Annotated in this window: 14 protein-coding genes; 10 read left to right on the plus strand and 4 right to left on the minus strand. The window is 35.7% G+C overall.

Translation table 11 applies throughout. From position 1 onward, the window contains the following. The first annotated feature begins 45 nt into the window (after positions 1-45). From BTR34_RS12040 to BTR34_RS12085, 10 genes are all read left to right on the plus strand, one after another. A complete protein-coding gene (locus tag BTR34_RS12040; protein WP_074472133.1) occupies positions 46-1242 on the plus strand; it encodes an O-antigen ligase family protein in 1197 nt (398 codons plus the stop codon). After that, positions 1235-2296, plus strand: coding sequence for a glycosyltransferase (locus BTR34_RS12045; protein WP_068483780.1), 1062 nt, complete (start codon positions 1235-1237; stop codon positions 2294-2296). Before BTR34_RS12040 ends, BTR34_RS12045 begins: the two co-directional genes overlap by 8 nt. Before the next feature lie 326 nt (positions 2297-2622). Continuing rightward, entirely contained in the window at positions 2623-3807 is a 1185-nt protein-coding gene (locus BTR34_RS12050; RefSeq protein WP_068483782.1) for a glycoside hydrolase family protein, read from the plus strand. Between the two features lies 1 nt (position 3808). Then, complete coding sequence (locus BTR34_RS12055; RefSeq protein ID WP_068483784.1) at positions 3809-4510, plus strand: WecB/TagA/CpsF family glycosyltransferase; 702 nt, start codon at positions 3809-3811, stop codon at positions 4508-4510. Between the two features lie 49 nt (positions 4511-4559). After that, positions 4560-5537 carry a GNAT family N-acetyltransferase gene (locus BTR34_RS12060; protein WP_068483786.1) on the plus strand — a complete coding sequence of 326 codons (978 nt, stop codon included), beginning with the start codon at positions 4560-4562 and terminating at the stop codon, positions 5535-5537. Between the two features lie 94 nt (positions 5538-5631). Continuing rightward, entirely contained in the window at positions 5632-6609 is a 978-nt protein-coding gene (locus BTR34_RS12065) for a GNAT family N-acetyltransferase (protein WP_068483788.1), read from the plus strand. A gap of 16 nt (positions 6610-6625) precedes the next feature. Next, complete coding sequence (locus BTR34_RS12070) at positions 6626-7477, plus strand: polysaccharide deacetylase family protein (RefSeq protein ID WP_068483790.1); 852 nt, start codon at positions 6626-6628, stop codon at positions 7475-7477. A 5-nt stretch (positions 7478-7482) separates the two neighbouring features. Continuing rightward, positions 7483-8580: a non-hydrolyzing UDP-N-acetylglucosamine 2-epimerase gene (gene wecB / locus BTR34_RS12075; protein WP_068483792.1), complete on the plus strand. Its 1098-nt coding sequence runs from the start codon at positions 7483-7485 to the stop codon at positions 8578-8580. Between the two features lie 135 nt (positions 8581-8715). Next, the gene (locus BTR34_RS12080) at positions 8716-11088 is read left to right on the plus strand and encodes a GumC family protein (RefSeq protein ID WP_068483794.1); all 2373 of its coding nucleotides are present in this window, start codon (positions 8716-8718) and stop codon (positions 11086-11088) included. 46 nt (positions 11089-11134) lie between these two features. Then, positions 11135-12787 (plus strand): glucosamine inositolphosphorylceramide transferase family protein, encoded by a 1653-nt coding sequence (locus BTR34_RS12085; RefSeq protein ID WP_068483796.1) that lies wholly within the window; start codon positions 11135-11137, stop codon positions 12785-12787. A gap of 24 nt (positions 12788-12811) precedes the next feature. On the opposite strand, the gene BTR34_RS12090 is transcribed toward BTR34_RS12085, so the two are convergent. From BTR34_RS12090 to BTR34_RS12110, 4 genes are all read right to left on the minus strand, one after another. Beyond that, entirely contained in the window at positions 12812-13750 is a 939-nt protein-coding gene (locus tag BTR34_RS12090; RefSeq protein ID WP_074472134.1) for a hypothetical protein, read from the minus strand. Between the two features lie 208 nt (positions 13751-13958). Continuing rightward, a complete protein-coding gene (locus BTR34_RS12095; protein ID WP_068483803.1) occupies positions 13959-14732 on the minus strand; it encodes a hypothetical protein in 774 nt (257 codons plus the stop codon). A gap of 80 nt (positions 14733-14812) precedes the next feature. After that, positions 14813-15028 carry a hypothetical protein gene (locus tag BTR34_RS12100; RefSeq protein ID WP_068483805.1) on the minus strand — a complete coding sequence of 72 codons (216 nt, stop codon included), beginning with the start codon at positions 15026-15028 and terminating at the stop codon, positions 14813-14815. Positions 15029-15402: 374 nt separating this feature from the next. Further along, positions 15403-15582 carry a hypothetical protein gene (locus tag BTR34_RS12110; protein ID WP_068483810.1) on the minus strand — a complete coding sequence of 60 codons (180 nt, stop codon included), beginning with the start codon at positions 15580-15582 and terminating at the stop codon, positions 15403-15405. Positions 15583-15757 lie beyond the last annotated feature (175 nt).

Here is a 15757-nt window from a genome sequence, read left to right on the forward strand (position 1 = left end):
GGTACCTAATTACATAGAACGAGTTAGAAGAAAATAGAATAATTGATGAAATTAATTAAGCTACTATATCCATACCTTATTCTATTTCTATTGATCTACTTGGGTCCTGTGAAAGTAGGTCCAATTACATTTTCACAAGTATGGAAAATTCCGTTATTCGTATTTCTTTTTTGGCAGGTACTTATTAAGAGAAACGACAAAAAACTGGCAATTATAAAATGGTCGTATGCAAGAGCGGCAAAAAACTTGGTGACAGCTAATTTTTCGGTTAGTTTTTTCTTTGGTGTGGTTGACTTTATACGTTACATGATGTTTCCTTTAATGTTTGAGTATGCCTATAGGAACATTAAAAATATTAGAAAGCTAGATAAGTTGTTATTGGGTTTTGCTCAGTTTGTTATTATTTCGGGAATACCTTTTACCTTTAAAATATTGCAAAGTAAAGCTAAGGATGTACTAAGTTTTGAGGATTTCGATAGTTATTCTGGGATGTTTCAAAATTCGCACGGGGCAGCAATTACTACGACTACTGCAGTTCTAATTTTGCTTGCATACCTAAAATCAAAATCTACTTTAATTCGTTTTCCAAAACTTAATTATCTGCTGTTATTGTATGGTATATATCTTATTTACCTTACCTATATACGAACAGGGTATTTAATGTTTGTTATTGGATTAGTGTTTTTGTTTTTGCCTAAAAAATTGACCTTTAAGCAAGTTTTATCCGGTATTGGGATGGTACTTATTATAGGTGTTGGTTTTTATGTTCTTTTAGAAACCAACGAAGCTTTTTACAATAGAATATTCGATATTAGAAATGGTAAACAAACGGCTGCAGGATCTGGTAGACTTTTGTTTTGGATGGCTTCTTTTGAATTGTGGTTTAACGGTAATGTTTTTGAATTGTTTTTTGGTCACGGTTTTTATGATCTTATTATGCATATGTACCAAGAAACAGGCCTTCCGGTTTATGCACATAACGAGTTCTTTACACAATTAGGGCAAAACGGATTGTTGGGTATTATATTTTTTATTGGATACCTAATATCACTGTTTAAATTTATTTTAAAACGTAATATGCTTCCTTCGTATAGGCTTGCCATGGCAATCTTTTTTCTATACGGGTCATTGATGATGACACAAGGGGGTATGTGGTTTGAACTGGATGTTTTTATGGTATTGGTATTTGTGAAATTGGAGTTCGAGAATATTCTCCGTAAAAGAATGATGAAGTATGACTAAGGATATTATCGTAACCGTACCTAAATTAAATTTGCCCGGTGGTGTCAGTGCCTTTTGGAATGCTCTTTTACCGGAGTTTCATAAAATGGATGAGGTTCGCTTTAGAACCTTAGAAATAGGCAGGCACGGCAAAAATGTATTTGGACCTTTAGTTGATATTTGGAATTTAAGGAAAGCAACCAAAACCAATACAGATCTGATCCTATTAAATCCATCGTTAGGTAGTCGTAGCTTCTTTAGAGACGCTTTTTTTGCAAAGTACCTAATTCGTAACAACATACCGTTTGTGGTTTTTTTTCATGGTTGGAGTTTGGAATTCCAAGAGAGAATAGATAAAAAATATATTTCCTTTTTTCAATCGACCCTAGGTAAGGCAAAGAAAATATTTGTGTTATCTGGCGATTTCGAAACTAAACTGAAAGCTTGGGGCTACCAAGGTGAAGTGGTGGTCGCTACGACAACGGTAAATTCTCAACTTTTCGAAAATCAGGTGCCGGCTACGGACCATACTCCAAATCCAGAGAAGATTAAAATTCTATTTCTTTCAAGATTAATAAAAGCTAAGGGAATCTATGAGACCATTGCCGCTTTTGAAAATCTTAGAAAAGACTATAAGAATATTCAATTAATAATTGCCGGTAGTGGCGAGGAGTTTACTGATCTACAAGAACTAATTAAAGAGAATAAGGATATTACCTTAACCGGACACGTAGAAGGGCAAGATAAAATCAACTTATATAAAGAGTGTTCCCTTTATTGTTTACCTAGTTACAGTGAGGGTCTGCCCACATCGGTATTAGAAGCAATGGCATTTGGCAAGCCTGTTATTACGACGCCGGTAGGTGGGTTAAAAAGTTTTTTTCAAGACAAAACCATGGGCTTCTTTGTAGAAACTAAAAATTCTTCCGACTTAGAAGCTAAACTAAGAACCATGCTTCAAGAGGATGGGCTAAGAGAAAAAATGGGCAGTTTTAATTACAATTATGCGCATCAACATATTATGAGTGACAAGGTTGCTCAAAAAATACTTGATGAAATAACTCCTTTTTTATAATTTTTGGATAGTTAAAGCAGAAGATTTTTCCTTTTTTCATTCGCTTTGTAATACATGGTTTTCGCCAAAGTATTAACCCCTGTATCAGTTCTCTTTTAATCGGTATTATTTCAACTTTCTACGACGATTTTAAAAGGTAAATTATGTTAAACAGCCTATTATTGTTGATGTCATGAGCATTTTTAAGCATCTCTCCGAATGTTAATGTAGTTAATCGGCTTTCTTTAGAAACCACCATAGCTAACTTTAATTTAGCAATATGTAATGGAAATCTAACTACGTGTGGCACACTAGTTAGCGTTTATGTTTTACATCTAAAATAGACTATGTCAACAATCGTTAATTCGTTTTTAAAACTAAAAGGCTACTGCGAAAATGAGCAGTATAAAGGCTGGGATCCTTATGATGGATTAAACTCTAAGGTATTTAATGCAACACCATTAAAAAAATGGAATTTTGCACGTTTAGCATGGATACAAGGTTTTAAACGCTCTCCCATAAATTTTAGAAAATTGTTACTGGTACCTAAGCAACATAATTCTAAAGGCTTGGCACTTTTTTTATCTGGGTACTGCAATCTATACCATATAGCCAAAACAGGGAACGAAAGTTTTGGAACAACTAAAGAAATAGAAGCAGCTATAAAAGCATTGGCAGATCTATTGTTAGAACGCCAAGACACACAACATAGTGGTGCTTGTTGGGGGTATAATTTCGATTGGCAGGCGAGACTAATATTTTTGTTTCCAAAAGAAACGCCGACAATAGTGGCAACATCATTTTGTGTTGATGCTTTGTTTAAAGCTTATGAAATTACCAAAGACGAACGCTACTTAAAAACAGCTATATCAGCAGCAAAATTTGTAATACACGATCTAAATAGAAGCGAACTAAAAGAAGGCTTTTTGTTTTCGTATTCTCCATTAAATGGAAATAATACGGTTATAAATGCTAGTCTTTTAGGTGCTAAAATACTTAGTCAAGTATACCAATATACCAAAGAGGAGGAGCTTAAAGAGTTAGCACATAAAACAATCAAAGCTTGTTGCGAAATTCAAACAGAAGAGGGTTCGTGGGTATACGGACTTATGAATGTGCAAAGCTGGATCGATAGTTTTCATACGGGTTATAATTTGGATGCTATACAAACCTATCAAGAGATTACCGGTGATGAAAGTTTTAAAAACAACATAGAATTAGGCTTAACGTATTACCTAAAAGTATTTTTCTTAGAAGATGGTACGCCAAAATACTATCACGATAAAACCTACCCAATAGACATTCATTGTCCCGGTCAATTATTTGTTACCCTTTCAAAAACTAAAACATTCGATAGTAATAAAGACCTGGCAGATAAAGTCATAAAATGGACTTTGGATAACATGCAAGATGCTAAAGGCTATTTCTATTACCAACTAAAAAAAGGGGTAAGTTCCAAAATCTCCTATATGCGTTGGAGCAATGCCTTTATGTTCAATGCTATGTCCCACTATTTTAAAGAAGTAAACTAAAATGAAATCAGAAAAAGTAAGTGGTGTTCAAATCTTTATTCCAGGTTCAAGAAAAGAGCTTATGGAGTATGCTTTTGTAAATAAGAAAATTCTTGTTGCGGTAAATGGCGAGAAAATTCAACATGCAAATGAACGGACCAGAGCAATTATTAATAGAAATGTAGGGTACTCCGACGGTATTGGTGCAGTCTGGGCCTTACATAAAAAAGGACACGACGAGGCTATTAAAATTCCTGGTTGTGAGCTTTGGTTAAATATTATTGCGGAGTACCATAAAACCAAAACTTTTTATTTGGTAGGTGGTAAAGAAGAAGTAATTCAACGTACCGTAAAAATGTTACAGGTGCAGTTTCCTTCAATGAAGATAGTGGGTCTGCGTAATGGATTCCTAACGGAGACCAACGATACAGAAAATCTAATCAATGATATTGCCAAAAAAAAACCAGATGTTGTTTTTGTAGCTATGGGCTCACCTAAACAAGAATTGTTAATGGAGCAAATGTATCAAAAGCACCCTGCTGTTTATCAAGGGTTGGGAGGTAGTTTTGATTTGTATATAGGTAACACCCATAGAGCGCCAAAATGGTGGTTACAACATAATATGGAGGGTGTTTATAGAACGCTTGTTGAACCTAGAAAACGAATAATGAGAGACATTCGATTGATCCCTTATTTTTTCAAATTATTAGCGAACAAGCTTTAACCCGGCATTAAAATTTCAAACATTTTATTCACCATACTAGAATATAAAAATGCAATATCTTGAAGAATGTGAAAATATAGGATTATGGAATAATTTTCTTGAAAAGGAGAAGAATAGCCAAATAATTACCATTGCTCATAATCCATGCTTAGGAGGTATACTCTCTAAGACATTTGGATATTCCTACAAGAATTATTTTATAAAAGATAAAGAGAAAACTATTGGCGTTTTGCCAACGGTAACAATAGGAAAAAAAATAATTTCCATGCCTCATTTTTCTTATGGTGGTCCAATTTTAAAAAATAGTTTTGACCAAAATGTTGAAGTCTCCTCTTTAATTAAAGATTCTAAATATGAGTTTAGGAGTTTTACAAAACTCTCAAAATTTACTAATGAAAAGAAGTTAACTTTTATAGTGTCACTAATAGAATCTGCCGATGAAATATTTAAGGGTTTTTCTTCAAGATTTAGAACAAAAATCAGAAAATCCAAGAAGTATGGTTTTACTATAAAAACTGGGGGTATTGATATTCTGGATGACTTTTATCTTTTATATTCAAAAAGAATGCTGCAGAAAGGATCACCACCACTTGGAAAATCGTTCTTTAAAAATTTATTGGAACATTATGAAAATGGTAAAGCTGAAATAACCACTGTGTACGATAAAGATAAACCTGTGGCAACCGGGTTTTGTTTATCATATCTAAATTTCAAAGAATTTTGTTGGGGAAGCACAGACCATGAGTATAACAGGCATAATGTAAATGCCTTACTTCTTTGGAATTTAATTAAAGGGTCTGCTTTAGATGGATATAAATACTTTTCATTAGGAAGATCAACTCGTGATAGTAATAATCATGGTTATAAATTACAATGGAATCCTATTGAATTGCCTTTGTATTTTAATTTGTCTGAAGCGTCCTCTGGGTCAATTAAAGATTTAGATTTTTTAACCAAAATCTGGAAACACCAGCCTTTAAAAACTTCTCAAATACTCGGGCATTACGTGTCTAAATATGTGTATTAAAAAAAATAAATAAAAGAATAATGAGAGGTATTAAGTTGATCTCTTGTAGCAAAACCTAATATTCAATTAATAACAACAACCCAAATTCGATTTAATGTTTTCATTTATAAAATGTGATAATGTACAAGTTTGGAATAATTTTCTTGAAAAGGAAAAGGCCAGCCAAATGGTAACCATTGCTCATAACCCATGTTTAGGAGGTATTCTTTCTAAAACATTTGGGTATTCAGCACAGAATTACCTCATTAAAAAAGAAGACGAAATAGTAGGTGTATTGCCAACCGTAACTATTGGCAACAAAATGGTATCAATGCCTCATTTTTCTTATGGCGGACCTATTTTAAAAGAACATTCCTTAGATAATTTTGATATGTCTTTATTTTTTAAGGACGGTAAGTATGAAGTACGAAGCTTTAATAAATTATCCAAACACTATAGTGAGGAAAAAATCAGCTGCATTTTAGAGCTTAAGCCTACTGAGGACGAAATGATCATGACCGTTCAAAAGAAATTGCGCCAAAAGATTAGAAAGGTTGCAAAGATGGACTTTAGAGTGGTTTCTGGTGGAGCCGAGTTGTTAGATGATTATTACAAGGCCTTTACGACGCGGATGTTAAAATTTGGTTCACCTCCATTAGGACGTCAATTCTTTAAAAATTTATTGGAAGAATACGAGAATGGAGATGTACAAATTACCATCATTTACGACGGGGATAAAATTATAACTGCCGGATTTTCCATTTCATATTTAGGATTTAATGAATTGTGCTGGTCGGGTACTGATGATGAGTATAACAAGCATAATGTAAATGCGTTGTTGTTCTGGGAAATGATTAAAACATCCATAGAAAAAGGCCATAGGTACTTTTCTTTTGGCAGGTCAACAAAAGAAAGCTCCCAACATTTTTTTAAAAAACTATGGAGCCCTATAGAGATGCCTATTTATTACAACTTATCCCAGGCGCCGGGAACTTCTATAAAAGACATGGAATTTTTAACGAAAATTTGGAAACACCAGCCATTAAAAACATCACAAATACTTGGGCACTACGTGTCTAAATACGTGTACTAAAAAAACCAAACAAAGAATGAATATTTTAACGTTCGACATAGAAGAATGGTTTCATTTGTTAGATCACCCAACGACTAAAACGGAGCAGCAGTGGTGTACTTACGAATCTCGTATTCACAAGAATATGGAAACCATATTTGGTATTCTTGAAAGGCAACAAGTTTCTGCATCATTTTTTGTTGTGGGGTGGATTGCCGAAAAATATCCCGAAATAGTTAGAAAAATACATGAAAGAGGCTATGAAATTGGCAGCCATACACATACACACCAACTTGCACATGAGCAGGATAGAAAAACATTTTACAATGATGTAGAGAAATCTATAAAAACTATTGAAGATGTAATCGGTAAAAAAGTGGAGCTGTTTAGAGCACCTGGTTTTTCTATTACCGAAGACAATAAATGGGCTTTTGAAGCGCTGTACGAATTAGGTATTACTACAGATTCGTCCGTGTTCCCTATTGATCACGCTCATGGTGGATTACGAGGCTACCCTTCAAATATACCATCGCTCATTAAATATAATGGGATCACCTTAAAAGAATTTCCAATAAATGCGAAATCTGTAATAGGTAAACAAATGGTTTTTTCCGGTGGGGGCTATTTTAGATTATTACCGTATTCTTTCATTAAAAAGGCAACATTAAAATCGGATTATGTCATGGGCTATTTTCATCCTAGGGATTTTGATTTTACCCAGCCAGTATTGCAAGATTTATCTTCTGTTAGGCGGTTTAAATCGTATGTAGGCTTAAAAACGTGTGAGCCTAAACTGGAAAAATGGCTTGGCGAATTCAATTTTGTAGATATAGCCACAGCTGCGGAACAAATTAATTGGAACGAAAGAAAAGTATCTGTTTTAGATTAAATACTATGAAAAAAATTACTCTTATTGCTGGCGCAAGGCCAAATTTCATGAAAATTGCCCCTATTATTCATGCCATTAAAGCTGCACAAGCAAATGGCAAGGAAATAGCGTATCGTTTGGTACACACAGGGCAACATTATGATAAGAAAATGTCCGGCGATTTTTTTGAACAATTGGATATACCTACACCAGATAAAAACCTAGGTGCAGGCGGTGGTTCCCAATCAGAGCAAACGGCTAGTATAATGCTAGGTTTTGAAAAAGAACTTTTAGAAAATCCGGCAGATTTGGTAATTGTTGTTGGTGATGTAACTTCTACTATGGCATGCGCTATTGTCGCTCAAAAGTTACATACAAAAGTAGCCCATGTTGAAGGCGGAATACGGTCTAATGACTGGACCATGCCCGAAGAGATTAATAGATTGGTGACAGACGCGATCACCAATTATTTCTTTACAACGTCTAAAGTGGCTAATGAAAATTTAATTAAAAGTGGTGTTAAACAAGAACAGATTTTTTATGTGGGTAATACCATGATAGATACTTTAATGAAGCAACGCCCTCGCTTTAATAAGCCAGAAATTTGGGACGAGCTTCAACTTAAAGAAAAGGAATACATGGTTATGACCCTTCATAGGCCTGCCAATGTAGACCAAGAAGAACAGATAAAATCTTTAATGGATGAAATTATCGCACATTCTAAAGAGGTGCCTTTAATTTTTCCAGTTCACCCACGTACAGCTAAAATTTTAAATAGTCTACAAATTAGTCACCCAAGATTACACATGGTAGAACCATTAGGCTATTTGGAATTTAACTATTTGGTAGAAAAAAGTAAAGCCGTAATTACAGATTCTGGCGGAATTACGGAAGAAACTACCGTAATGGGAATTCCTTGTATGACCCTTCGCGATAATACGGAAAGACCGGAAACGATCACCGAAGGTACTAATGAACTTTTAGGAACCGACCCTAAAGCTATTGAGCCGGCAATGAAACTACTTTTTAGCGGTAATTGGAAAACAGGTAGCATTCCTCATTTGTGGGATGGCAACACGGCTACGCGTATTGTCGATGAAATATTGAAGTTGAAAGAAATATAAGTAAATAAAATCCTGTAATTACTATCATTGCAGGGAGTTATAGACATATTTAGGTCTAAAAATATACTAAATACTGTAAAAAATAGGTTTACATAAATAGGTAAACATACTAGTTGAATAATATTGAATTTTCTCATGAACGAAAAAACATACGTATTAGATTTTGAAGAGGAAAAAGAATCGTACGATTTAAACGAAACCGTATCTAGGTATTTGAGATATTGGCCTTGGTATTTGGGTATGGTAGTGTTATTTACCGCTATTGCTTTTACCTATTTAAAATTGGCTCCCGTTATCTATAAAACAGAAGCCAAAGTTAAAATACTAGAAGATGCCATGAAAACTAGCGTGGTTAAAGATGTTATTTCTATAGCCAACGCAAATCCAAACAACAGACTTTTAGATATTCAAAATCAGATAAAGGTGATACAGTCGTATCGCCTATTAAACAATGTGGTGGATGAACTTCATTTAGATGTAGAGTATTTCGAAAAATCCCAATTCATCTATACCCAAGTTTGGGAGCCACCATTTATTGTACGGAAAAATATTTCTGAAGACAAGATTACCGAGCCTATGAAATATGAGGTAAAGTTAACCGATGTTGGTTTTAATGTTGTGGATAGCGAGGGAGTTAATACCGTTGTTCCTTATGATGCCGCTAATACTTCTGTGTACTACCTGCCCTTTAAAATTGAGCTTGTAGAAGCGATTAATACGATCGATAACTATAAGAATGTTACCTATAAGGTGGTGATGGATTCTAAAATAAAAACGTCGTTAAAATTAGCGAAGAAGCTAACTATTATTACCGAAGCCAATAGTGAGGTTTTAAATTTATCATTATTAGGGGAAAGCAAAGAGCGTTCGGAAGAGGTGTTGAATTCAATTATTAATAACTTTAACCAAGATGGTATTTTAGACAGACAATTGGTGTCTAGAAGAACATTAGAGGTTATTGAGAAACGTTTTGTGTACTTATCGCAAGAGTTGGACTCTATTGAAGCGGGCAAACAAAACTTTAAGCAAGCTCAAAATATTTCGTATATCCAGTCAGATGCTGGGGTTAACCTTCAAAGAAAAACCGATGCCGAAAGCGAAGCGCTTAAATTAGAAACCCAAGTTTCTTTATCTGGTTTATTAAAGAAAACGGTCGCCAATGAGGCGGAATATAACTTATTGCCTGCAGATATTGGTTTGGCCAACAGTGGTTTAAATGAAATGGTCTCTAACTATAATGAAATGGCCCGGGAACGCCAAAAACTGATTACATCGGTAGGGTCCAATCACCCAACTTTGGTGAAATTATCTAAGCAGTTAGAACTTAGTAAGTTGAATATTTTAAGTAGTGTCAACAACTATGAATCCCAGTTAACACTTTCTTTACGAAGAACCAATCAAGAAAAAAATTCGGCAGGTTATAAGTTCTCTAGACTTCCAGAAACGGAACGAATGTTGAGGTCTATTGAAAGACAGCAGAGTATTAAAGAGAATTTATACTTATTGTTATTACAAAAACGTGAAGAAGCTACCATTGACTATGCTTCTACGGCACCGACTATTAAGGTTATTGAATATGGTTTAACCAATATAGAGCCGTTATGGCCAAAGCCTACTGTAGTATATCCTGTAGGTGTTTTATTGGGATTATTGTTGCCGTTTTTGGTATTCTTTATTCGTTTTTCTACCGATAATAGTATTCATGATCGTTCGGAAATCGAGAAATTAAATCCAGAAATCCCTGTTGTAGCCGAAATTCCTTTCTTTGAAAAAGAGAAGAAATTTATTAGTGAAAACGATAGGTCTGTATTAGCGGAATCGTTCCGGATATTAGGCGCAAATGTTACGCATTTGTTAGCAATGGATGAAAACGATAAAACAGGAAAAGTCATCTTCGTCACATCGGCAATTAAGGGTGAAGGTAAGTCCTTATTGGCGCTTAACTTGTCTCTCGCTTACGCTAGTATTGGCAAGCGCGTTTTATTAGTGGGTGGCGATTTAAGAAATCCTACCTTACAGTCCCATTTAAATGTAGATAAAAAGGCTGTAGGCCTGGCAGATTACCTTTCTGGTAAAATGGCAGATTTTAATAGTCATCTTTTCGAAGGTTTTAATGATAACCCTGATCATAAAGTGTTGTTTAGTGGGGAAGTGCCATCAAATGTACCGGTTTTACTATCGGGTAGGAATTTTGAGCAGTTTATTGATGAGGCTAAGAAAGAATATGATTATATTATAATGGATACCGCCCCGACCATGTTGGTAACGGATACCTTGTTGATTGCAAAACATGCAGATATTACCTTATTTGCTGTACGTGCAGGTGTAACGGATAAAAATGTTATGAATTTTTCTAAAGAACTAAATAAGTCCAAGAAAATTAAAAACATGGTGTATGTAATGAACGCTGTTGGTCAAGTACATACCAGTAAGCTAAACTATGGCTATGGCTATGGGTATGAAATGGACCAGCCTAATTCGTCAAAAAAGTGGTTCAAAAAAAGCTAGGCACGAGTTTATAGTGCCCATATGCTACTAATTTTAAATCCATTGAATGAATATAGGCGTTCTTATTAACTCTATTGAGCAATTAGACAATTGGCAACTACGGGTACTTAACCAAATATACCAAGACCCACGGTTTGAGTTGATTTTGATCGTCAAGGAAAAACTGACACCTAATTGGCGTTTAAATGCTACCGTAAGTAACACCGCCTTTTGTTCGGAATTGTCTGGCCTTGCTGGAGCGCTACTAAAAGTTCAATTTTATATAGAGCACAACTACTTGTTTAAAAGTACACATGCGCTTAGTAAGGCGAAATTTAATAGGTATAAACAGGAGTTAATTACCTATAGTTTACGTGATGCAGAGGCTAAAGGTGAAAGAGGGTACGATAAAAATGTTTCTAACGATCTTAAAAATTTAAGGTTAGGCCTAATTTTAAATTTGGGTTTTGCATCTATAGACAACATGCTTTTTACGGTTTCTGAACATGGGGTTTGGGAGCTTTTGTTTAAGGATGTAGGATTGCAAAAAAATGGACCTGTAGGTTTCTGGGAGGTATTGAAAAAGAAACAGTCCATCGGAGCTACATTATTACACACCTGTGTAAATCCTGCTGAAAATGAAGTGCTCGCTACTGCCTTTTTCAATAGGCATTGGTCCATGACAGAAACGGCTACTATGGTTTCCGAAGGTAGTGTGTCACTTTTATTCAAGCATTTAAATAGGTTGGATAGGGGCGAATTAAAAATTGCAAATTTATATGTCGATAATCCTAATTATGATAAACCTACATTATTAAATGTTCTAGCGTATTTGGTTTTATTTTATTCGGAGTTCTTGAACAAGCTTATCGAAAAGTTCAGGGCCAAGTTCTTTAAGCGACGTTATGAATGTTGGACAATTTTCACGGGAAAATCGGGTTTTTTTGAAGATATTACGTCGGCTGCGGTACCATTAAAAATGCCAAACGACGAGTTTTGGGCGGATCCCTTTTTGTTTCATCATAATGAAAAAGACTACTTGTTTTTTGAAAACTATTCCTATAAAACTAAAAGAGGTAAAATTAGTTGCGGTATACTCCATAATAACGAACTAACACAGGTTATCGATGTGCTCGACTTTACTTTTCACTTGTCGTTTCCGTTTATTTTTGAGGAGGATGGTGATATTTTTTTAATGCCAGAGGGCAGTGAAAATAAGAAACTTGAAGTTTTTAAAGCGGTAGATTTTCCATCGAAATGGGAATTGTATACAACTGCTTTTGAAGGTGAAGTCGTTGGCGATGCTTTTTTTCATGTAGATGATGACCGGCAAAAATGGTTGTTTTTAAATAAGCAGGCCGCTAAAACCGCACCTATGAATAGCGAGTTGTTTATTTATAAGGTAGATGCTTATAAAATGAATGTACTGACTCCTCATAAACAGAATCCCGTTATAATTGATGCTCGGGTTGCTCGTAATGGCGGTGCTATTTTTAAGCATAACAACCAACTATACAGGCCATCGCAACGTAATGTAGATGGGGTTTATGGCAGATCCTTAAATATCAATAAAATTGAAAAATTAACCCTAGAGGAGTATAAAGAAACCACGGTACAAATTATTGAGCCTAGTTTTGATAAAAGATTAATAGGGCTTCATCATTTGCATCAACACAATGGCACTTTTGTTTTTGATGCCGCTTATCGTAGTAAACGGTAAGTTTTTGGAGGATTAAAATAGGTGTTAATAAGGTCTTCCTTCCCAAATTTCAACATCATCTACCCATTGGTACATCGGGTAATTGCTGCCATACACTTGGGTGAGCATTATAAAATCCAAATTATCATTTTTAGATGTCGTAACGCCAAAATGCTCTCCTATAAGCTGTCCGTTGACTTTCATTGAGGCATAACCGTCTGCGCCATTACTCCATTTAATATGGTACTCTACTTTAAACCATTCGCCCAAAATTAAAGGAATTTCTTTATTGCGCACTTGCCAAATTGGGTTTTGTGGGCTGGTATCGCCTTGTAACATCCAATACGAGTCCCCTCTTATATCGGTGGCCATAAAAGCGATCATTCTAAATCCATCGGTATAGGTGGCGTATTTATCCGTTTTGTATTCCCAGATAGCACGCCATTGGTCAACGCCTTGTAGCGATTCCGCATCGGTTTTCATCCAGTAAGAAATATACAAATCCTCTGGGTTTTCTTGTATATCGTTAATTTGATACGGCGCTTGGGTTACTTGTACATCATAATTTACACGTTGAAACAAAGTGCTGGTTTCAGTACCGTTAGGACCGGTTATCGTTTCTATTCTATTATCGATCGCATTGCCATTGTCATCACTAATATTATGGATACCACTGGGTTCGTTATTTATGGCAGAACCTAAAATATCTGGTGGCCAAAAAAATCCGGTTTCGGTATCCTTGCCTATAATGTATTGATATTCGTATTGTGTTTCTGTTAAGCTAACGCCCTCGAAGCCCGATTTAAAAAGAAGCGTAGCCTCCTCTGGCGAAATAATGGTTCCGGTTTCCGTTTCGGGAGTGACCTCAGGGGTGGGTATGATTGTGGTTTCCAGCATCTCTTTGTCCTTACTACAGGATAGTAGAAATAATATGGATATTAGAACGGGTACCATCTTAAATTTTGAAATTTCAAGTAGGTTCATTGGGGCAAGAATTTGTATTAACTGTAAAGATATACGGAAAAAGGCCTTAATTGGTTTCCGGCATTCGTATATAAAAGCGTTAAAGTTTAAGAATTTACGCGATAAGCGAAATTTAAATACATCTACAATGAAATCTTTCTAAAATTTTCAATTCAGCGCCTAGCGGAATTGCCCCAAGCTTGTTTACGGTACTATTTAAAGAGCATCATTATTTTTCAGGAAGCCCGTCCCAAATTTCAATATCATCGACCCATTGGTACATGGGGTAATTATTTCCATATACTTGGGTAATCATAATAAAATCCAATGGGTCGGCTTTTGAGGTTGTTGGGCCATGGTGTTCCCCAATTAACTGCCCGTTTACCTTCATGGAGGCATAGCCATCTTCACCGTTACTCCATTTTAAATGGTATTCTACCTTAAACCATTCATCGGTTAGTAACGGAATATCGTAATTTTCTATGCGCCAAACGGGTTGTCGTGGGCCAATATCGCCTTGAAACTGCCAGTATGGGGTACCTCTAATATCGGTTGCCATAAAAGCGATCATTCTAAAACCGTCTTTATAACTGGCATAATTTTTAGTTTTATATTCCCAAATGGCACGCCAAATATCTTTTCCTTTTAAGGAAACATCATCGGTTTTCATCCAATAGGTCATATACAGCTCCTTGGGGTTTTCTTTAATATTGTTTATTTGGTAGGGGGTTTGCGTTACTTGTACGTCATAGTTAACGCGTTGAAAAAGGGTAGTGGTCTCATTGCCTTTTGGGCCGGACACGGTTTCTAAAAAGTTGTCTATGGCAGGTCCGCCACCATCATTTACGGTATGTATGCCACTAGGCTCTTTGTCGGTACTAGCGGAACCTAATAGGGTAGGTGGCCAAGAGAAACCGGTAAACGTATCCGTACCGGTAATGTATTGGTAATCGTATTTGTTTTCGGAGACTTTAACACCTTCAAACCCAGAACTAAAAAGCAATTTGGCGGCTTTTTGTGGCTGGGGTAGGGTAACGCCTGTATTAAAAGTAATTGCGGTATTCGTATCTACCGCAATATGCCCTACTTTTTTTTTACATTGTCTTCGGTAACGGCGTTGACAACGGCAACACCTAAAGTGTCGTTGTGCTCTATGTGGTTCAATTGAATTTTTTGGGTAGCATCACGTATAACATATTCCGATACAAGGTCGTAGTCCTTGCCGCAAGATGATAAACTTAATAGAAAAATAATAGCTAGTGTGGGGACGAAAAAGGTTTTTGATAAATGCAACTTCATGTAAATACTACTAATAAATTGTGGATTGAACGACTAACGCGATCCGAAAATATTTAAACTTTATTCATTAACGACGAAAAGTTCAATTTATTCGATGAAATGCATAATAAAGTTATTAAGTAGGGTTGTTAATAACATTTTGGCACTTTTGTATTACGGTATTCGCTTATGTGTTATGGGAATAAAGTGGCTGATTTTATTGGCACCGCCAAAGGGTATAATACCCCGAGGCTTGCCTCGAAATTAAAAGTTCGTTTCGGGCGAATGCCTCGTGGGCTTGCCCCGAGGTAGTTTACTAAAAAACCAAGCCCTTCATTTTCGTTGCCGCTCTCGTTCCCCCGATTTTGATTGTCAATTTCCATGAAGGGCTTGGTCTAAAATTGATTCAGTAAATTATATAGCGCTTTGTCTTTAGAAGATGAACTTTTTTGATGCAGACGTATAATTACGGCTAACTCCGACTCCGTAAGTTCATAGGCCGTTTTAATCGATTTTATTTTTCGCTCTCCTAATTGTGCTAAAAACTGTAGTTCTTTTTGTTGGTGGCTTTGCATGTGGTTTTCGATTAAAAATTCGCCCTTTTGTAGGAAGGGCGAATTCTATACAACAATCATCTAAATAACTCAAAATAATAGTTTGGCTATTTGGGTTAAAACTAGGGGTAGCTAATCAGTTCAGCAATACCCAGTTACGGGTATATTTACAGGCAATTCACTTTGATTCGTGCCG

The organism is Maribacter hydrothermalis (genome assembly GCF_001913155.1).
Lineage (GTDB): Bacteria > Bacteroidota > Bacteroidia > Flavobacteriales > Flavobacteriaceae > Maribacter > Maribacter hydrothermalis.

Excerpts from the sequence above, each read along its gene's own strand:
- BTR34_RS12100 (WP_068483805.1), bottom strand. The coding sequence starts at position 15,028 with ATGAAGTTGCATTTATCAAAAACCTTTTTCGTCCCCACACTAGCTATT.
- wecB (WP_068483792.1), top strand. The coding sequence starts at position 7,483 with ATGAAAAAAATTACTCTTATTGCTGGCGCAAGGCCAAATTTCATGAAA.
- BTR34_RS12090 (WP_074472134.1), bottom strand. The coding sequence starts at position 13,750 with ATGAACCTACTTGAAATTTCAAAATTTAAGATGGTACCCGTTCTAATA.
- BTR34_RS12065 (WP_068483788.1), top strand. The coding sequence starts at position 5,632 with ATGTTTTCATTTATAAAATGTGATAATGTACAAGTTTGGAATAATTTT.
- BTR34_RS12045 (WP_068483780.1), top strand. The coding sequence starts at position 1,235 with ATGACTAAGGATATTATCGTAACCGTACCTAAATTAAATTTGCCCGGT.
- BTR34_RS12080 (WP_068483794.1), top strand. The coding sequence starts at position 8,716 with ATGAACGAAAAAACATACGTATTAGATTTTGAAGAGGAAAAAGAATCG.
- BTR34_RS12110 (WP_068483810.1), bottom strand. The coding sequence starts at position 15,582 with ATGCAAAGCCACCAACAAAAAGAACTACAGTTTTTAGCACAATTAGGA.
- BTR34_RS12050 (WP_068483782.1), top strand. The coding sequence starts at position 2,623 with ATGTCAACAATCGTTAATTCGTTTTTAAAACTAAAAGGCTACTGCGAA.
- BTR34_RS12070 (WP_068483790.1), top strand. The coding sequence starts at position 6,626 with ATGAATATTTTAACGTTCGACATAGAAGAATGGTTTCATTTGTTAGAT.
- BTR34_RS12060 (WP_068483786.1), top strand. The coding sequence starts at position 4,560 with ATGCAATATCTTGAAGAATGTGAAAATATAGGATTATGGAATAATTTT.
- BTR34_RS12040 (WP_074472133.1), top strand. The coding sequence starts at position 46 with ATGAAATTAATTAAGCTACTATATCCATACCTTATTCTATTTCTATTG.
- BTR34_RS12085 (WP_068483796.1), top strand. The coding sequence starts at position 11,135 with ATGAATATAGGCGTTCTTATTAACTCTATTGAGCAATTAGACAATTGG.
- BTR34_RS12055 (WP_068483784.1), top strand. The coding sequence starts at position 3,809 with ATGAAATCAGAAAAAGTAAGTGGTGTTCAAATCTTTATTCCAGGTTCA.